The sequence below is a fragment of the Cohnella suwonensis genome, assembly GCF_042655365.1.
Taxonomy (GTDB): domain Bacteria; phylum Bacillota; class Bacilli; order Paenibacillales; family Paenibacillaceae; genus Cohnella; species Cohnella suwonensis.
Window position 1 is genome coordinate 39,964 of the sequence record NZ_JBHSMH010000113.1, and the last position, 18,700, is coordinate 58,663.

Here is an 18,700-nt window from a genome sequence, read left to right on the forward strand (position 1 = left end):
AAGCATCATTGAGTAAGCGCTTCTTGAACGGTACGGAATGGTCGGCCATGGTTTTGGCCGGCGCCGAGCGTTTGTCCGGCAACGTGGACAGGGTCAACGCCCTGAACGTATTTCCCGTGCCGGACGGCGATACGGGAACGAACATGAATTTAACGATGACGGCCGGCGTGGCCGAATTAACGAATAAACCGTCGGAGGAAGTAGGCCGCGCGGCCGAAGTGCTCTCCAAGGGGCTTCTGATGGGCGCGCGGGGCAACTCGGGGGTTATTTTGTCGCAGCTGTTCCGCGGATTCTCCCGCGCGGTCGCCGGACAAAGAGACATAACGGTCCCTTTATTCGCCGCTGCTCTCCAACAGGGAGTTGATACCGCTTACAAAGCGGTCGTCAAACCGGTCGAAGGCACGATATTGACCGTGGCGAGGGAAGCGGCGCGCCATGGCGTCACCGTATCCCGTCGCCTAACGGAATTACCGGAATGGATGGCCGATGTATTGGCCAAGGCGCAGGAGACGCTCGCGCGGACGCAGGAAATGCTTCCGGTGCTCAAGCAGGTCGGCGTCGTCGATTCCGGCGGGCAAGGACTCGTATATATCTACGAAGGCTTCGCCGCTTATTTGAACGCGGGAAGCTTCGGGAACGACGACGGACGCTCCGCGACGCGTCCAGCGGCGCAGTTCGCGGCGCCGACGCCGGCGAAACCGCCCGTTCCTTCGGTCGCCGCGCATGCGACCGCCCAATCGAAGATTACGACGGAAAGCATCGCTTTCCCTTACGATATGGAGTTCTTCATTCAACGCGCGTCCTCGTCCGCGCCGTTCCCGGAGCGTTCGTTCCGGCAAGCGCTGGAAAGGGACGGCGATTCGATCATTTTGATCGAAGACGGCGACATCGTGAAGGTTCACGTCCATTCCCGGCGTCCCGGAGACGTCATGAACCACGCTTTGACGCACGGCGCGATCACTCACATTCACATTCTGAATATGCAGGAGCAGCACCGCGAGCTTCTGTCGCGCGCGCCGGCCGCTCACGAACCGGTTCCGGCGCTTATGCCGTCTCCACCGAGCCCGCCTCCGGCGGGCAACGTCGATTACGCGTTGCCGGGGGTCGTGAACTTGCCGGCGATAACGGCTTCGCCGGAAAGCGAGCCGAATCCGGACGTGCACGAGATGGCCGATTACGGCATCGTCGCCGTGAGCGTCGGCGAAGGCAACGCGGAGCTGTTCCGGAGCTTAGGCGTCGACATCGTCCTTTCGGGCGGCCAAAGCATGAATCCGAGCACGGAGGACTTGATCGGTGCGATCTCTTCCTTGTCGGCCCATCATGTATTCGTCCTTCCGAACAATCCGAACATCGTCATGGCGGCCAAACAAGCGGCGGAACTCGCTGAACGTCCCGTTACGGTGCTGCCGACGCGTACGCTGCCGCAAGGCATGGCGGCGATGCTCGCCTTCCAGGAGGACGACGGGGAAGCAGCGAACGTCGAACGGATGACGAAGGCGTACGAGCGCGTCATTACCGGCCAGGTGACGCAAGCGGTCCGCGACACGGAAATGGACGGCGTGAACATTCGCCAAGGCGACTATATCGGCATCAAAGACAAGACGATCGTCGCTTCGACGTCCACGCGCTTCGAATCGTGCAAAGCTCTATTGGCCTCTTTGCTCGTCACGGGCGGGGAAATCTTAACGGTGTTGACCGGGGAAGGCTCCGAAGAGGAAGAGACGGAAGCGCTCGAACAATGGCTCGCGGAGACGTATCCGGACGCCGAAGTCGAAGTGCACGAAGGCGGGCAACCGCTGTACCCATACCTTTTCGCGGTCGAGCCTTGACGAAACGAAATCATTTTCCAATTGATGGAGGTTACTCGATATGGCATCTGTCGCGGTCGTGACGGATAGTACGGCGGACATTCCGCTCGGGACGAGAACTGAACTCGGCATTTCGATGGTTCCTCTCAAGGTGTTGTTCGGAAGCGAAAGTTATCTGGACAACATTACGCTCCAGCCGGCCGAATTTTACGAGAGGTTGCCGAAGTTCGGCGGGTTGCCGACAACGTCGCAGCCTTCTCCGGCGGATTATCTCGAAGTGTTCGAACGGTTGCTCGCGGAAGGCAAATCCATCGTCTCGATCCATCTGTCGGGCGCGATGAGCGGAACGTACCAGTCCGCGACGATCGCAAGATCGATGCTGGACGACGACGCGGACGTTACCGTGATCGATTCCAAATCCGCATCCTTCGGTTACGGTCAGCTAGTCGTCACCGCTGCGGAAATGGCGCGGGACGGCGCTTCGAAAGAGGCGATCGTCGCCGAAGTTCGCCGTCTCCGAGACGAGCTCAAATTGTATTTCGTCGTGGGCACGCTCGAATACTTGCAAAAAGGGGGACGGATCGGGAAGGCATCCGCCGTTCTCGGGTCCTTGCTTAATATCAAACCGATCTTATCCATCGATAAAGAAGGCGTCGTCTACCCGTTCGACAAGGCGAGAGGCCAGAAGCGCGCGTTCGCCAGAATCGTCGAAGTGCTGGCTTCCGACGTCGGCGGACGGCCCGTCAACCTGACGGTCGCCACGACGCCCGGGCATACGGAAGGCGCGGCGGAGTTGACGGACATGCTGAAGCGGGCGCTCGACGTCCGCGAATTCAAGGAGACGGACATCGGGCCGGTCATCGGCGCGCACGCCGGACCCGGCACGATCGGGTTGTTCGTCTTTCCTCTGAGGTCGGACTGATGGCGTTATCGCTATTCCATATGCCAATCTCGAAACTTCAAGGCGTGGGCCCTCAGAAAGCGGAGGAGCTCCACGCCTTGGGCATTTCCACCGTCGGAGCCCTCATCGAATACTATCCTTTCCGCTACGAGGATTACCGGATACGGGAGTTGTCGGAAGCGAAGGACGGGGAGAAAATTACCGTCCAGGGCACAATCGCGTCGTTGCCCGTCGTCCAGCGCTACGGCGGCAAATCCCGGCTGTCGTGCCGGGTAACGATTGGGGCGACTCTCGTGACCGCCGTCTGGTTCAACAGGCCGTTCCTGAAAGACCAGCTCGTCGTCGGACGGGAAATTACGCTGACCGGCAAATGGGATCAACGCCGCAAATACATGACCGTTGCCGATTCCGAATTTCCCGATCGCGGAACGTTGAAGACGGGGACGCTGCAACCGGTCTACTCCGTCGGCGGGAACGTCACGCAGACGCTGATCCGCAAGCTGATCGACAAGGCGCTGACCCAATATGCCGATTCGATTCCGGAACTGTTGCCGGATGATCTGCTTCGGCGACACGGGCTGATGTCGCGCGCGGAGGCGATCTCCATCATCCATCGGCCGGAGAACACGAAGGCGGGACAAGAGGCCAGGCGCCGCATGGTGTACGAAGAGTTCTTTCTATTCCAGCTACGGCTGCAGGCCTACCGGGCGTTACATACGAAGAAGACGGACGGCATTCCGCACGCCGTCGATAACGCCGACATTCGCGAGTTCGTCGACCGGCTTCCGTTCGAGTTGACGGACTCGCAGAAGCAGGTCGTCAACGAAATCCTTCACGACATGAAGCAGCCGTTCGCGATGAACCGGCTGCTGCAAGGGGACGTCGGGGCGGGCAAGACGGTCGTCGCCGCCATCGGGCTGTACGCGACGATCAAAGCGGGGCATCAAGGAGCGCTCATGGTGCCGACGGAAATTCTCGCGGAGCAGCACGTCCGATCGCTTAGCCGTATTTTCGAACCTTACGGCATGCAAGTGGGGCTGCTTACGGGCAGCTTGTCCGACCGCAAGCGCAGGGACGTCATCGCATCGCTGCAGATGGGGCTGCTCGACATCGTGGTCGGCACGCACGCGCTCATTCAGGAGGATGTCTTCTTCAGAAGCCTCGGCCTCGTCGTGACGGACGAGCAGCACAGGTTCGGCGTGAACCAGCGAAGCATTCTGAGGCGCAAAGGATTGAATCCGGACGTGCTGTCGATGACCGCGACGCCGATCCCGCGCACGCTCGCCATTACCGTGTTCGGAGACTTGGACGTCTCGACGATCCGCGAACGGCCGAAAGGAAGAAAGCCGATTAAGACGTATTCGGTCAAGCACGACATGATGGATCGCGTGCTCGGCTTTATTCGCAAGGAGGCGCAGCAAGGCAGGCAAACGTTCTTCATCTGTCCTCTCATCGAAGAATCGGAGAAGCTCGACGTGCAGAACGCGATCGATCTGCACGCCCAGCTTTCTCAATCTCTTCCCGAGCTCGCGGTAGGCTTGCTGCACGGCCGGATGACGGCCGCGGAGAAGGAAGCGACGATGGGAGCGTTCGCCGCGGGGGATACCGACGTGCTCGTCTCCACGACCGTCATCGAGGTCGGCGTGGACGTGCCGAACGCGACGCTCATGATCGTCATGGACGCCGACCGCTTCGGCCTGTCCCAGTTACATCAACTGCGCGGCCGCGTCGGCCGGGGAGAGCATCAATCGTATTGCATTTTGATCGCCGATCCGAAGTCGGAAAACGGGCAAGAGAGAATGAGGGCGATGACCGACACCGACGACGGGTTCGAAATATCCCGAAGGGATCTGGAAATCCGCGGTCCGGGAGAGTTTTTCGGCACGAAGCAAAGCGGCATGCCGGAATTCAGGTTAGCGAGCTTGATCGAAGATTTCGACGCGCTGGAGCTGGCGAGGGACGACGCGGCGCAATTGACCGCTCTTCCGGAATTCTGGTCGTCCGCCGTGTACGCGGGATTGAGGGAGTATCTCGCGCGCGACGCGAACAGCCGCGAAGAGCCTCTCGATTAATGTCGCGCTTCGCCGCCCGGGAAGCGAGATAGTCATCGGGCTTAACGGAACGGCATATGATGAACCGTATAGCCGCCGAAGGAGCGTGATCGACCCTGACCCAGAGCTGGCAAAAGTTCGGCATCAAAGCGGAGTTCGTCGAAAGAGTCAAGCTGAAGATGAAAAATCAGGCAACGAAAGAGCGGATCAAGGATTTGCTCGACGGCGTCACGAAATACGATCTGCAAGACCGGGCGAAGGTGCGCAGGTGGGTGAAGCAATTCGCCAAAATCCTGAACGAGACGCTTACGGAAACGCAGGAGGACCAGCTCGTCAATTTCATCATCGCCCAGAAGATCGATCCGAACAACATGCTTCATTTAATCAAATTGTACACGATGTTCAGATGAATCGAGCCGCGCTTGCGCATGACAAGCCGCGTTTCGATTACGACGGGTCGAGGGGGTATTCGCGGAGCGCTACGAGGAAGAACCTTATGACGCGGAATATTTGGCCGAAGCGAGGCGAATTTTGGCCATGCGGCCGTAAAGGATAGACATCCGGGCGGCGTTTGTTATAATAAGGATAGCGAGTAGCGGGTTTCGAACAATCGAATACGCCCCGGGGGAGCTGGAGCAAGGCCGGCTGAGAGTGCATCCCATCGAAGATGCAGACCCTTATACCTGATCTGGTTAATGCCAGCGTAGGAAGGCGGGAGCATGGCGGAACGTTCCCCGTGCGCTTTGTCCGTTTATATCTTATGGACGCCCTCCGGAATCGGGGGGCGTTTTTTGTTGCCGGAATTCGTCTCTCGACAGCATGGCAAGAGAGAGGGAGATACGGAATGGCAAGCAAGCTTCGGTTCGGAAAAGGTTTAGCGTTAACGGCGTTAGCGGGGGTACTGCTGGCGGGATGCGGCAATAACGGCAACGGCGGCAATAACGAGGGCTCGGGGTCGCCGCAAGCGAGTCCGTCGGCGTCCGCGCCGGCTAGCGGGGAGAGCCCCGCGAATCTAGAGGAAGTGACGCTCGTGCTCGACTGGACGCCGAACACGAACCATACGGGTCTTTACCTCGCGAGAGATAAAGGCTACTGGGAGAAATACGGTCTCAAAGTGAAAATCGAACAGCCGCCGGAAGCGGGCGCGAGCGCGCTCGTCGCGGCCGGGACGGCCGAGTTCGGCGTCGGCGCGCAGGAGAGCATGATCTTGGCGAGGGAGCAGGGATTGCCTCTCGTATCGATCGCTCCGATCATCCAGCACAATACGTCGGGCTTCGCGTCTCCGGCCGATCGCGGCATCAAGGAACCGAAAGATTTCGAAGGTAAATCTTACGGCGGTTGGGGATCTCCCGCCGAGCAAGCGGTCATCGAATCGATGATGAACGTACAGAAAGCCGACGTCGGCAAAGTGAACTTCGTCAGCGCGGGCACGGCGGATTTCTTCACCGCGGTGAAGAAGGGGATCGACTTCGAATGGATTTTCTATGGCTGGACGGGAATCGAAGCGGAACTTCGCAACGAACCGGTCAATATGGTTTATCTGACGGACTATAGCAAACAGCTCGACTATTACACGCCGCTCCTCCTCACGAACGAGAAGCTGATCGCGGATAAGCCGGAGGTCGTGCGCGCGTTCCTGGCGGGCGCCGCCGACGGCTATAACTTCGCGATCGAGCATCCGGAAGAGGCGGCCGACGTCTTGATCAAGGCGGAGCCGGAGATCAACGCCGAACTCGTGAAGGCCAGTCAGAAGTGGCTCAGCCCGAAATACAAAGACGACGCGCCGCGTTGGGGCGAGCAGAAACGCGAAGTGTGGTCCGGTTACGGAGACTGGATGAAACAAAACGGATTGATGAAAGCCGACCTGAATTACGACGACATGTTCACGACGGAATTCCTGCCGAAGTAACGCTCGAATACGAACGAAAGGGGGAATCGCCATGGCGCAAGCGCTGCTTAGCATTCAAATTTTGCCCAAAGTCAAACCGGGAGAAGACGTCGTCCCCTACGTGGACAAGGCGATCGCGATCATTAAAGCATCGGGCGTCGCCTACCGCGTCGGTCCTCTCGAGACGACGATGGAAGGAGACCTCGATAAGCTGATCGGGGTCGTGAAGGACATGAACGCGGCGATGTTCGAAGCGGGAAGCCCGTCCGTGCTGTCCCAGATCAAGCTGCTCGTCGACGCCGGAGACGGCGCGTCGATGGGCAAGCTGCTGCAGAAGTATCCCGATGGGCAATAAAACCGTTCGCGCCGTCCTGCTTCCCGTCGTCGCCTTGGCCGTATTCGTCGGGCTCTGGCAGGCGATCTGCGCCGCGTTCGAGATCAAGACGTTCACGTTGCCGGCGCCGTCAGCCATCGCCGTCTCCATGTACGACGATTCGGCGATTCTATGGAAACACGCGCTCGCGACGGCGTACTTGGCGTTCGTCGGCTTGGCGCTTGGCGTCGTCATCGGCATCGTCATCGCTATTTTTCTGCACTTCATTCCGGTATTGAGGGATGCGTTATCGCCGTTGCTCGTCTTGTCGCAGAACGTCCCGCTGATCGCGCTCGGACCTTTGCTCATGATTTGGTTCGGCTTCGGCTGGACGCCGAAGCTGATTCTTCTCGTGCTCGTGTCCTTTTTCCCGGTCGCGCTGTCGATGCTCGTCGGGCTTCGCCAATCCGAGCCGCAGCTGCGGGAATACTTGGATATGATCGGAGCCTCGCGATGGGAAACGTTGATACGGCTCGAATTCCCTGGCGCATTGACTTACTTCTTCTCCGGCTTGCGGATCGCCGCGACGTACGTCGTTTCTTCGGCGCTCGTCGCCGAATGGCTCGGCGCGAATAAAGGGATCGGTTATTATTTGAAGCTGAAATCGAACGGATTCGACCAACCCGGCGTCTTCGGCTCGATCGTCTGCGTCGTGGCGCTGAGTCTCCTGTTCTACTACGCGGCGGTCTTCGCGGAACGGCTCGTCATTCGCTGGCGCCCGCGCAAGAAGGGCGAATGGAAGGGGGCCTCCGAATGAGCGGGTTCGAGAATACGGCGGGACGTTCCCCGATGCTCGAGGTCCAAGGCTTGTCCAAAGCATACCAGAGAGGCAAGGAACGCTTCCAGGTGTTGGACGACGTATCGCTGCGGGTCGGAGAAGGGGAGTTCGTGTCGATCATCGGTCCTTCCGGGAGCGGTAAGTCGACGTTGTTCCGGCTGATCGGAGGCGTCGAGAAGCCGGATCGGGGAAGCATCCGCATCTCGGGGGAAGAGACGGCGGGGCGGCGCGGGCTCATCAGCTACATGCCGCAACAAGCCGCGCTTTTTCCTTGGCTGACGGTGGCCGATAACGTGTCGACCGCTCTCGTAACTGCCGGCTCTTCCAAGAAAGAAGCGAAGGAACAGGCCTTATCGTGGCTTAATCGCATTCATCTCGGCGACGTGGCGGGTTCTTACCCGCATCTGCTGTCCGGCGGGATGCAGCAACGGGTATCGTTCTTGCGTGCGTTGCTCATGAAGCGCAACGTCATGTGCTTGGACGAGCCTTTCGCCGCGCTCGATGCGTTAACGCGCGCGGAGATGCAGCGATGGCTGCTGGAACTTTGGGAAAGCGACCGGCGTTCCGTACTGTTCGTCACGCACAGCATCGAGGAGGCGCTCATGCTGTCGGATCGCCTTTACGTCTTGTCGTCGGCGCCGGCGACGGTGCTGAAGGAAATCGCCGTTCCGTTCGACAGGCCGCGGCGCGCGGACGTCTGGACGGAACCGTCGTTCGTGGAATTGAAGCGGGAAGTGCTCGCCTTGTTAGGGGACCGGACGTTACCGCACGCATAACGCGCGAACGCCGCGGAGGAAATCCATGGTATAATGGGTTCAAAAACGCGGAGGTTTACGTGATGGGCGATTGGTATTTCGACAGATTCGGACAAGCCGCGTTCGTCGTCGCCGACGGCGACCGGTTCGTGAGCAAGAACGGACGCAACCTGGGCTGGCTGTATCAGGACAATCAAGTGTTTTCGCTGACGGGACAACCGCTCGGCTGGTTGGATAAAGGGGTGCTGAGAGACCGCTCGGGAAGCATAATCGCTTTCTCGCGGTCGGGCAGCGCCTCTTTGCCGTCCATACCGGGCACGAGCGGCGCCCCGGGTTCTCCCTCGATACCGGGCCGTCCGGCCAAGCCGGGCTTCGCCGGATCGGTCAGCGATCCGGGCAAGGGCGGCTGGGGGAGCAAGACGATCCGTGAGTTTTTCGGAACGGACGTATAAGGGAGTTAGCGCTGCAGGAGCGCGAGGCCGCTTACGGCGGTTGTTTTGTCGCTGGAGATGACGCGGAAGTCGTTAAGTTTCAAGCAGTTCGCCGCGGGACGAAGCAGTAAATTCGGCTTCAGCAGGCACGTGCAAGGACGGGAACTGCCGCTGACGCGCGAGTCCGTAATCGTTCGCTTCGAGCCTGGGACAAGCGGATTCCTCGTCCAAGCGACGAGCACTAGATCGGGCTGTCGGGGAATCGTGATGGGCATGGTGGTTGTCGCCTCGTTTCCTGCGGAGATCTCTATAGGAGATTCGCGACAGGAAACGGAGGGAACCCGTCCGAATGTCTGATTTGGTGCGTATCCTTAGGGAAGTGTGTTTGCGTCAGAACGGAATATTTTTCGAGAAGGTATATAAAGGTTGTGAGGTAAACTTATGAAAATAGAACATATGAAAGACAAATCTAAATTGATCAAGATGAAAGCAAAGTATGAAGGGTTGATCGAGGGGTATAAGGCATATAGTTTCTTTAGTCTCGGAATATCACTTTTTGGAACATTTGCTGCGCAGGCCTTTTCAATTGCTGGGGATTCTATACCTCTTAAAATGCGGATTATTGAACGTACAGCAACATTATTAATCTGTTTGGTTTTGGTCGGATTGTTTATTGCGTGGATGATTAGTTATAATAATCGAAAAAGATTAAGAGTAGAAATTCAACTCAATAGAGTTATTAGCGCCGAAAAGAAACGAGAAGAGCGATTACGTGAGAAATATTTAGATAAAAAGAATAATTCAATCCACCGATGAGCCAGTTTTTTATTTCAGCGTGCCCAGAGGCACGCATCCTCTGGCCGGTCTCGGGAGGGACCAAGCACCTGCGTAGCTAGCTTACTCGGTCGCCGAGCGGATTCGGGATCTCGGGAGTAACTGATCGATGCGAATTGGGCGTGCCGGTAGTCGAAAAGCTGATGTGGCTCGCGACAGTGCTTCCGGATATTGCCTAGCAGGGAGACGTGGCGGCCGGGATCGTTCATCGCGTGATCGAACTCTACGATAAGATGGCAGACGGCGGACAGTACGCAGCCGAAGCTATTCTAAAGCTATTGCTACTGTACCCCTTGATGAAGGAAAAAGGCCTGCTCTGATTCTGATGAGCGGGTCTTTTTAATTCTTGAACAAGAACATGTGTTCGTGATATAATGATCATACCATCCCTAAGGATGAATTACAGAAGCTTAATCAAATATGGTTCGGTCTTGGAGAATATCAAAATAAATATTATTCGGTGTACAATCACCTAATTTGATATACTTGGATTACGCTAAGACAAGGAGATATCATAATGTTTCCAGTCATTGATATTTCAAAATGGTTCTACGAAGATATTTTCGTTTCGGGTTCCAAAGAGAAACGATGGTATAGGACACCTGAAGAAAATCAACTTAGACTTTTCAAATTGCCAGTATCTTTAACGAGTGGTACCAATCCTGAAGGTGAATCAACTGGAGAGATGTGGGCTGAAAAAATCGCTTCAGAAGTTGGTAATACTGTGGGATTAGAAACTCATCAAGTAGATATTGGATACTTGCATGTCGATCCTCTGGTGCTTGAGCATTATGGCCTTAGCCATGAATTTCTCGGAACAGGTATATACGGTGCACTTTGTAAGTCTTTTTTGAATGAAGGCGAAGAGGTGCTTATTGAAGGCGCAGATATGATAATGGATTTTGATGTTACTTACGATCGTAAGAAATTGAGGGGAAACACTGAAATTTATCGCTACGACTTACTGAATCGATTATTCAATAAACACGGGTTCGAAAGTAAATTACATGAAATGATTTTACTTGATGCGATTTTAGGAAATACCGATAGACATCAGGATAACTTTGGAATCATTCGGAATGAAAGAAATAAGGAAATAAGAATGGCACCAATATATGACAACTCTTCTTCGTTAGGGCGAGAACTTCCTGTTGAAAGAATTAAGCAGTTACTTTCCAGTCAAGAAATGTTTGACTCATATATAAGGCGTTCAAAAACGTTAATTAAGATTGGCTCAATCGATAATATTAAAAAAGTTTCATGTATTGATTTACTTGGGCATGCATTGGAACAAAAACCACAAATTAAGAATTTAATACAAAAGTTAGAGCAACTAACTGATGAAGATACAAATAATATCGTGCAGAATGTTCCTGATGAAGTTATGTCAGAAGTACAAAAAGAATTCGTAAGCAGGATTCTTCGGACTCGCCGTGATATTATTTTAAGGGAGTTCTTATTATGAATTTAAAATTGTTAGTCAATTGGAAAGCATCGTCTTCGGGTAAAAATTACGTAGTTGGTATCCTTCAGAATGAAGAAACTGGTTATACCTTTAATTATAATGAATACATGCTAGATGAAGCAAAAAATGATGGTTTTGAATTGTTTATCGGTTTCAATGATAGAAATAGCATCTATCACAGTGAAAAGTTATTTTCCGTTTTTGAACGAAGATTGCCAAGTATTAACCGCACTGATTTCAAAAAATTCTTAAAAGACAATAATCTTGAATCAACAGAAGATCCAACTTGGGATTATCTTTGTCTTACTAAGGGGAAACTTGCAACAGATTCAATCTCATTTGTTACTCCCATGACGTATACGAGAAGTCAAAATTTACTTTTTTTTAATTGCGATGTTGCAGGCTGGTCGCATACAGAAGAGGAGTATAAACTTACAAAAAAGGATCAAGAATTAAAACCGGAAATTGATGATTCAAATCTCCATGACACAACAGCAGTGTGTTTGATCGATAGTTCCAATAATAACCATAAGATTGGTTATGTTCCGAGGCCGTTTAATCAACTTATTTATAGATTGTTAAAGAAAGAAATGATCTTTAAAACGAAGGTATACTATTTAGACAAAGAAGAAGGAAGACCTAAAATTGTCATGTATACATTTGACATATCGGAAGAGGAATTACAAAAAGAAAAAGATCTTCAGTATCTAGTAGAATATGAAAATTAATAAAGAGCCTAATTTCTAGGCAATATGTTGCGGTTGAATCTGGCCTTATACGTAAGACGGAACAACCGAAATTAGACAAAATTGTCGCAGGAATAGTCAATTCACAATTATTTTACACAAGCCCTTAATGGGCTTTTTTTGTAAGTTAAGATATAACAAGTGTTCCAGGCACAGCCATGCTTAATGACAAACCATGTAAGTTGCTTCCGATCGTTTACAATTAATTTCAAACATAGCCGAAACCATATACAGATACTCGCCGCGCTGAAGGTGCTGGCCGAGCAAGACCTTATCGTCTTCTAGAAACAGGAACGCCATCATGAAATGATAATCGTCCGGTCGACATCAATTGCTCCTGAGCAAAAACCTAAGTCGAACGCCGGCTAGGAATACGGTTATTATTAGGTAGGAAAAGCGTCGTTTTGAGAAATTGGTGCACAATCAGTGATTAATTCAAGGTTTCAACATAAATTGGGGAAGGCACATGTGCCTCAAATCCCTTTATAAATAAGGGCTTATACATAAAAAGTCGACCCCCGTCTCACGACGAGGGCCTTCATGGGAGAGGAGAAACCGGACGAAGAGCTTATGGGGAAACGTAAGTCTTCTCCGCGGTTGTCCCCGGCACCTCTCGGCACCGGTACTATCATTGTGGCCTAGCTCGAGGAAAATATACGCGGGCTTGGAAAAAATCTGCGAACCCGTCATTTGCTTCCGGAACGGAGCTCTTCCGGCTTTCGGAGAGCGGGAGAATGTGGTAACATAACATCTGTCGAAAAACATACTGTAATTGTTATTCAAGCATGCAGGGGTTGAGCATTTGCGGGTTATTTCAGGACAAGCCAAGGGGCATCCGCTGAAAGCGGTGCCGGGCAGCAACACCCGTCCGACGACGGATAAAGTAAAAGAGTCGTTGTTCAGCATCATCGGCCCCTATTTCGACGGGGAACGGGTGCTCGACCTGTTCGCGGGAACGGGCGGCTTAGGCATCGAAGCGCTCAGCCGCGGCGCGGGAAGCGCCGTGTTCATCGATTCGCAGCCGCAAAGCGTCGACATCGTGAAAAAAAATCTCGCGTCGACCCGGCTGTCGGACAAGGCGGAAGTGTACCGTAACGACGCCAAGAGGGCGCTGAAGGTACTGGAACGGGCGGGCAAGCCGTTCGATCTCGTTTTTCTGGATCCTCCTTACGCCATGAAAGACTGCGACGAGCTGTTGCTGGAGATGGCGGCGAAAGGGTTGGTAGCGAACGGCGCCACGGCGGTCGTAGAGCATCATCCGGACGTCGAATACGGCGACGAGTTCGGCTCGTTCGAGAGAATCAAGTACGCGAAATACGGCGAAATCGCGTTATCGGTTTACCGGTTTCGATCACAGATAGAGGCGGAGAACGACTCCTCCTCGGCAACGGAGGAGGAACGCGATGAGTCCCCATCAGAACCGGAACGGACATGAGACGCGGGTAGCCGTGTATCCGGGAAGCTTCGATCCCGTTACTTTCGGCCATTTGGACATTATCCGGCGGGCGGCCAAGCAGTTCGACAGGGTCGTCGTCGCCGTTCTGAACAATACGTCGAAGTCGCCTCTCTTCAGCGTCGAAGAGCGCAAGGCGCTGCTCGCGGAAGTGACGCGCGACTTGCCGAACGTCGAGATCGACAGCTTCAGGGACCTGCTCGTCAGGTACATGAGATCCAAGCGGGCGCAAGTGATCGTGAGAGGCATCCGGTCCGTCACCGATTTCGAATACGAGCTGCAGATGGCGTCCACGAACAGGCAGCTGGACGAAGGCATCGAGACGGTGTTCATGATGACGAATCCGAAATATTCTTATTTAAGCTCCAGCATCGTGAAAGAGATCGCGAAGTTTAACGGCCCCGTGCAGGATCTCGTGCCTCCGGCGGTAGAAGCGGCGCTGCAAGGCAAGTACGTGCCGCCGGGCAACGAAGCGAAATAAGCTGTTCCAGTAAAAATATGTTCCAATTAAAACCGGCGATCGTTCGCCGGTTTTTTCTCGCGCTTATAGCGGAGGCGTCTTCCCCGAGGGAGCTTGTTCGTCGCGCGGTTTAAGGGGGGGCTTCGGCGCGCCCGGTCGGATGGCGGCGGCGGCGAGCGCAAGCAGCAAAAATACGGCGAAGCTGGCAAGGGAGACGGCGATACCGTCCGGCAGCCGCGTCCAGCCGTTCGGCAGCGGGGTTCCCGTCGCCCACGCTTCCGTCGCCGCCGACGAGACGGGCAGCAATCCTGTCATCAATCCCGATGCTTGTTCGGAAAGAGCCAAAGTGGCGATACCGTAAGTCGTGAAGAGGGCGACCGCGCTAAGCAGGAGCCGGCTAGCGACGACTTTCGCCCACGGGAACGGGAATTCGTTGCCGAAGGCGGCTCGCGCCTGCAGCAGGCCGCTCCAGCCGCTCCAAGCGAGCGCGGCCGCGATCAACGCCGCGGCGCTGGCGGGCGCGGCGGAGAACAGGGCGGAACGGGAGCTTTCGAACGCGCCCAGGTTCATTTCGTATAAACCCGGGAATGCGAGCCAGACATCGTTGCCCGGCGCGAACAGCTGGATGAGCCGCACGACGACGGCGCTCATCATCATTAATCCGCCCAGCGTCATCAACGTGCCGACGGCGTTCGTCACCGAGTCGGCCAGTTGCTTGCCTAGCGGCCGGCCATCGTCCGCGCGGGCATCCATCGTCGCCCTGACAGCCCTTTGGACAAGCGCGACGGGGTGCGTCAACGGTATGGATGGTACTTTCGGAGCTCGCGGTTTGGCGATTCGCGCCCACGCGAAGCCGGTCAGCAACGTCGCCGTCCATAGACCGAACGCGATCGCCCAACCGAGGGAAGGGGAGCGTAAAAATCCGTAGCCGATGACGAGAACGACGAGGAACGGGTTGGGCATATGCGACACGAGCAGCGCGGTATCGACGTCGTTTTCCCGAAGCAGGCCGTTCTCTCTCAGCCTGGCCGTTTCCTTGGCTCCCGCCGGGATGCCGGCGGACCAGCCGAACGCGATCGCCCAGCCGGCGGCGCCGGGGAGTCGGAACAGCCCCCGGGTAAGCGGCTCCGCGAATGCGGCGATGCCGTGAAGCAAGCCGGACGCCGCGAGCAGCTCGGCGAGGAGGAGCGGAGGAAGCAGGCCGGGGAAAACGTTCTGCCACCATATTTGCAAGCCCTCGAGCGAGGCCCGGAACGCTTCCCCGGGCGCGCCGACGATGCCGGCCACGACGGCCAAAGCGGTCGCTCCGGTGGAGAGGGACAACAGCAGCGAGCGTTTACGACCTTTGCGATTGAACAGAAAAAGCCCCCCGATCCGATACATTACAAATGTACGTTCCGGGGGACGGCGATAGACCTTCTTGTCCGATCAGACGCGGATCGGAGGTTTCGTGAAATCTCGGTAGGCATCGCCCGCGACGGCGGCCGGCATGGCTAGCGCGTACGCGGCTGTCGCTTGCGCGTCCATCTCCAAGTAAGGGGAGTCGTGCTCGGCCGCGGACCCGACGACGGGAACCGTCGCTTTGCCGCGCATCGTCTTCAACATGCCGCGTCCGCGTTCGGTGAAGCCGAGCACGCGAACGTAATCGACGCCGTTAGCCAACCGGGAGGCCGTCAGCAATTCTTTGCGATGGCCCAGCAGGATACGCAGCAGCGTGCGTTGCAGCTTCGTACGGGTGTATCTCTTCGTCTTTAATTCATCGAGAAGCGATGAGACCGTATACGCCTGAACGTCGCGGAGCACGTTCTTGATGCGGTGTTCCAGCCCTTCCGCAACTTCCGCGTATTCGGCCAGCCGTTCGGGGCTTTGGCGGAACAGCTCGTGAAAGAGCGGACGCGCGAAATGCTCCCAATGAACGGGGGCGCGGCCTTCGTCCGTTTCCCGTCTTAACACCTCGAGCGTTGTCGGGGGCACGAACGGGGCAAGACCGTCGAGCGAACCGGCTTCTCCGAACAACAGCTTACGCAGTGCGGTCGCGCTGGCGATTCGCGCGTCGGTAATGTCGGATTGTCCGTAGTCCGACTTCTCCCGCCGGACGGTATGCGGCACGATTCGGCTGTTCAGCTTGCGCAGCGCGAAGAGGTAATGCAAGCCGAGCGTATGATTCGGCTGGCTCAGGGAGAAAGACAGATCGTCCTTGCCGGCATCGCGTAAATAAGCGGCCGCCGCGTTCGCGAATGCGGAAGGGTAAGGAAGCCCGGTCTTCAATTCGGCTTCCAGCGAGGAGACGAACGCCGGAGGCTCTTCCGCGAGCATGGCGGATACTTGGAGCAGGGAGGCGATGTCTCCGCTTTCGCTGCCGAAGCAGAGCGAATCGACGATGCCCGTCGCTTCGAGCACGGCGACCGCGCCGTACGCGAACCATTGGGCAGGCTGCGAGCTAAAGGCGACGGGCAGCTCGAGCACGAGATCGCATCCGGCAAGCAGCGCCATCTCGGTTCGCGCCCATTTGTCCGCCATCGCCGGTTCTCCCCGTTGCAGGAAATGGCCGCTCATGACGGCCACGACGCCGTCCGCTCCCGTTATTTTCTTCGATTGTTGCAAATGATACAGATGTCCGTTGTGCAATGGGTTATACTCTACGATAACGCCGACGGTCGACATGGCCGCCTCCTCAGCGAAGTTTCATCGTCGCCCGGAGGCGCCGCAAGCGTTCGGGCTTGATTGCCACAATATAACACGCGAATGCCCCGGGAGTGAAGATTGGGCGCAATCGCGCCGAATATGTTGACAAAGCCTCGCCCATCTCGATATAATAAATTTTGTTTGTTTGGAGTGATCCCATTGTTGCTTAAAGTACAAGAACTTGCGGCCAGGCAAGAGCCGCTGCGCGTTTCGGGCGCATTAGACTTGACGGAATTGTTCCGGGACAACCCCGAGTTCAAGCCGCTCAAGCCGGTCGAATTCGATTTGACCGCCCAAGCGACGGAGAACCGGATCCTCGTGACCGGCCAGCTCGCCTGCGAAGTCCGCATGCAGTGCTCCCGCTGCTTGGAACTGTTCGACGAAGCGATGAACGTTCCTTTCGAGGAGCATTTCCGCGTCGTAGACGACGAAGAAGCTATGGAGAGCGAAGACGACGAAGCCGTGCCCGTAAAAGAGGAACGGATCGACCTGATGCCTTTCGTGGCGGAAGAGTTCGTCGTACAGCTGCCTTTCGCGCCCCTCTGCAAGGAAGATTGCAAAGGCTTGTGCCCGGAATGCGGAAAAAACCTGAACGAACAATCGTGCGGTTGCAATACGGAGAAGATCGATCCCCGTATGGCTGCGCTTCAGGATTGGTTTAAATCTCAGGAAGAATAACGGAAGGCTCCGCGGCCGGAAGTTACTCGGATCTGATAAGGAGGTGGCAGCAATGGCAGTCCCTTTTGCGAAGACATCGAAAGCCCGCAAACACAAACGCCGGACGCACTTTAAGTTGGTAGTTCCCGGTATGGTGAAATGCGAGCAATGCGGAGAGTTGAAACTTTCGCACCGCGTATGCAAAGTGTGCGGTACGTACAAAGCGCGCGAAATCATCAAGCAATAAAGCTTAGACGCGTCCGGATCGACGACGGGAAAGCACATCGGTTGCCTAATGGCCGCACGATGCGCGATCGCGCTCTCGTTGCAACCCGGCGCGTTTTTCTTTATACTCATTTTGGCACCTGGTATTAAAGGTTAACCAAGCTGGACGCGAAACTAATCCATTTACGATCGTAATGGCGAAAGTTCAAAAAGTTCGGTTATCAGCACCGAGAAGGTTGAAAGAAGCTAGGGAAAGAGGATCGGAGCGTAAGCAAACCTACGTGAGAACCGGAAGTCCCGGCTGAATTCAAGATTCGACGTCGAATAGTCTTCCAGAAATACTTCGTGATCTTAAGCGGACTTTTTGAACGTTGCAGAATGTTTAAGTTCGCTAAAGCGTTAAAGCAAATGAAGACATTCTGTACTTGGAAAAACTTCCGTTGAACGCGGTCGCTCATCTCGAGGGACTTCGATCGAAGTTTTTCTTAACAACCTCTAACGGAATGAAAGCGGTGGTAGGCATGGAACGGCTCCCTAAACGTCAGCGTCATCAGCAGCTTAGCCGGCTATTGGACGAGAATCCGTTTCTCACCGACCGGGAATTGACCCGCCTGCTGAAGGTCAGCATCCAGACGATCCGCTTGGACCGGCTGGAGCTTGCCATTCCCGAATTGAGGGAACGGCTCAAGCTGATGGCGGAAAGGTCTTACGACTCCGTGAAATCATTGCCATTGCACGAGGTTATCGGGGATATTCTGGATTTGCAGCTCGATAAGAGCGGCATCTCTTTGTTCGAAATCAGAGACGAGCACGTGTTTTCCCGTACCGGCATCGCCAGGGGGCACCACGTATTCGCCCAGGCGAATTCGCTGGCGGTCGCGGTCATCAACGACGAGATCGCCCTTACCGCTTCTGCGGACATCCGGTTTATCCGGCCCGCGAGACTGGGCGAGAAATGCATCGCCAAAGCATACGTGAGAACGAGCGGCGAGCAAAAAGGAAAAGCGAAAGTCGAAGTATTCACTTACGTCGGCGAAGAAATGGTATTTCAGGGAAACTTCATCATTTATAGATCCGCCGGAGAATCGAAAACATAGACCGGGAGCGAGAACCGGTAGTCCCGTGCAGCATTCAAGATTCGATGCCGAAATAGCTTCCAGAAACTCTTCGTGATCAAAATCGGACTTAAA

At 55.3% G+C, this 18,700-nt stretch carries 20 protein-coding genes and 1 riboswitch; of the genes, 17 read left to right on the forward strand and 3 right to left on the reverse strand.

Annotated elements, in window-relative coordinates; genetic code table 11:
• Positions 1-8: 8 nt before the first annotated feature.
• The 9 genes from ACFPPD_RS24930 to ACFPPD_RS24970 all read left to right on the forward strand — a co-directional run bounded on the left by ACFPPD_RS24930 (position 9) and on the right by ACFPPD_RS24970 (position 9,006).
• Positions 9-1,829: a DAK2 domain-containing protein gene (locus ACFPPD_RS24930; protein WP_209747047.1), complete on the forward strand. Its 1,821-nt coding sequence runs from the start codon at positions 9-11 to the stop codon at positions 1,827-1,829.
• Between the two features lie 40 nt (positions 1,830-1,869).
• Complete coding sequence (locus ACFPPD_RS24935; protein WP_209747046.1) at positions 1,870-2,730, forward strand: DegV family protein; 861 nt, start codon at positions 1,870-1,872, stop codon at positions 2,728-2,730.
• The gene (gene recG / locus ACFPPD_RS24940) at positions 2,730-4,781 is read left to right on the forward strand and encodes an ATP-dependent DNA helicase RecG (protein ID WP_209747044.1); all 2,052 of its coding nucleotides are present in this window, start codon (positions 2,730-2,732) and stop codon (positions 4,779-4,781) included. Before ACFPPD_RS24935 ends, recG begins: the two co-directional genes overlap by 1 nt.
• Positions 4,782-4,876: 95 nt before the next feature.
• Entirely contained in the window at positions 4,877-5,170 is a 294-nt protein-coding gene (locus ACFPPD_RS24945) for a stage VI sporulation protein F (RefSeq protein WP_378083861.1), read from the forward strand.
• A 203-nt stretch (positions 5,171-5,373) separates the two neighbouring features.
• A riboswitch (TPP riboswitch) is annotated at positions 5,374-5,487 on the forward strand.
• Positions 5,488-5,604: 117 nt separating this feature from the next.
• Positions 5,605-6,669: an ABC transporter substrate-binding protein gene (locus ACFPPD_RS24950; protein ID WP_209747040.1), complete on the forward strand. Its 1,065-nt coding sequence runs from the start codon at positions 5,605-5,607 to the stop codon at positions 6,667-6,669.
• Between the two features lie 31 nt (positions 6,670-6,700).
• Positions 6,701-7,003 carry a thiamine-binding protein gene (locus ACFPPD_RS24955; RefSeq protein WP_209747038.1) on the forward strand — a complete coding sequence of 101 codons (303 nt, stop codon included), beginning with the start codon at positions 6,701-6,703 and terminating at the stop codon, positions 7,001-7,003.
• On the forward strand, positions 6,993-7,778 hold the full coding sequence (locus ACFPPD_RS24960) for an ABC transporter permease (RefSeq protein ID WP_209747036.1): 786 nt from the start codon (positions 6,993-6,995) through the stop codon (positions 7,776-7,778). Before ACFPPD_RS24955 ends, ACFPPD_RS24960 begins: the two co-directional genes overlap by 11 nt.
• Complete coding sequence (locus tag ACFPPD_RS24965) at positions 7,775-8,575, forward strand: ABC transporter ATP-binding protein (RefSeq protein WP_209747034.1); 801 nt, start codon at positions 7,775-7,777, stop codon at positions 8,573-8,575. Before ACFPPD_RS24960 ends, ACFPPD_RS24965 begins: the two co-directional genes overlap by 4 nt.
• 62 nt (positions 8,576-8,637) lie before the next feature.
• Positions 8,638-9,006, forward strand: a complete 369-nt coding sequence (locus ACFPPD_RS24970) for a 4-fold beta flower protein (RefSeq protein ID WP_209747032.1) — start codon at positions 8,638-8,640, stop codon at positions 9,004-9,006.
• Positions 9,007-9,011: 5 nt separating this feature from the next.
• Here ACFPPD_RS24970 and ACFPPD_RS24975 read toward each other — a convergent pair whose 3' ends face one another.
• A complete protein-coding gene (locus tag ACFPPD_RS24975; RefSeq protein ID WP_209747030.1) occupies positions 9,012-9,260 on the reverse strand; it encodes a hypothetical protein in 249 nt (82 codons plus the stop codon).
• 166 nt (positions 9,261-9,426) lie between these two features.
• On the opposite strand from ACFPPD_RS24975, the gene ACFPPD_RS24980 reads away from it, so the two are divergent.
• From ACFPPD_RS24980 to coaD, 5 genes are all read left to right on the forward strand, one after another.
• Positions 9,427-9,801 (forward strand): hypothetical protein, encoded by a 375-nt coding sequence (locus ACFPPD_RS24980; RefSeq protein WP_209747028.1) that lies wholly within the window; start codon positions 9,427-9,429, stop codon positions 9,799-9,801.
• A 535-nt stretch (positions 9,802-10,336) separates the two neighbouring features.
• Entirely contained in the window at positions 10,337-11,284 is a 948-nt protein-coding gene (locus ACFPPD_RS24985; RefSeq protein WP_209747026.1) for a HipA domain-containing protein, read from the forward strand.
• The gene (locus ACFPPD_RS24990) at positions 11,281-12,012 is read left to right on the forward strand and encodes an HIRAN domain-containing protein (RefSeq protein ID WP_209747024.1); all 732 of its coding nucleotides are present in this window, start codon (positions 11,281-11,283) and stop codon (positions 12,010-12,012) included. Before ACFPPD_RS24985 ends, ACFPPD_RS24990 begins: the two co-directional genes overlap by 4 nt.
• An 820-nt stretch (positions 12,013-12,832) precedes the next feature.
• Complete coding sequence (gene rsmD, locus ACFPPD_RS24995; protein WP_378083767.1) at positions 12,833-13,465, forward strand: 16S rRNA (guanine(966)-N(2))-methyltransferase RsmD; 633 nt, start codon at positions 12,833-12,835, stop codon at positions 13,463-13,465.
• Positions 13,434-13,964, forward strand: coding sequence for a pantetheine-phosphate adenylyltransferase (coaD, locus tag ACFPPD_RS25000; RefSeq protein ID WP_209747019.1), 531 nt, complete (start codon positions 13,434-13,436; stop codon positions 13,962-13,964). The genes rsmD and coaD overlap by 32 nt, the downstream gene beginning before the upstream one ends.
• A gap of 63 nt (positions 13,965-14,027) precedes the next feature.
• On the opposite strand, the gene ACFPPD_RS25005 is transcribed toward coaD, so the two are convergent.
• Entirely contained in the window at positions 14,028-15,326 is a 1,299-nt protein-coding gene (locus ACFPPD_RS25005; RefSeq protein ID WP_209747017.1) for a hypothetical protein, read from the reverse strand.
• Positions 15,327-15,371: 45 nt separating this feature from the next.
• A complete protein-coding gene (locus ACFPPD_RS25010; RefSeq protein ID WP_209747015.1) occupies positions 15,372-16,607 on the reverse strand; it encodes a nucleotidyltransferase in 1,236 nt (411 codons plus the stop codon).
• Positions 16,608-16,787: 180 nt separating this feature from the next.
• Between ACFPPD_RS25010 and ACFPPD_RS25015 the strand changes: the two genes are divergently transcribed.
• From ACFPPD_RS25015 to fapR, 3 genes are all read left to right on the forward strand, one after another.
• Positions 16,788-17,306 (forward strand): YceD family protein, encoded by a 519-nt coding sequence (locus tag ACFPPD_RS25015; protein ID WP_209747013.1) that lies wholly within the window; start codon positions 16,788-16,790, stop codon positions 17,304-17,306.
• Between the two features lie 52 nt (positions 17,307-17,358).
• Positions 17,359-17,532: a 50S ribosomal protein L32 gene (rpmF, locus tag ACFPPD_RS25020; RefSeq protein WP_209747011.1), complete on the forward strand. Its 174-nt coding sequence runs from the start codon at positions 17,359-17,361 to the stop codon at positions 17,530-17,532.
• Positions 17,533-18,031: 499 nt separating this feature from the next.
• Positions 18,032-18,607 carry a transcription factor FapR gene (fapR, locus tag ACFPPD_RS25025; RefSeq protein ID WP_209747100.1) on the forward strand — a complete coding sequence of 192 codons (576 nt, stop codon included), beginning with the start codon at positions 18,032-18,034 and terminating at the stop codon, positions 18,605-18,607.
• Positions 18,608-18,700: the final 93 nt, after the last annotated feature.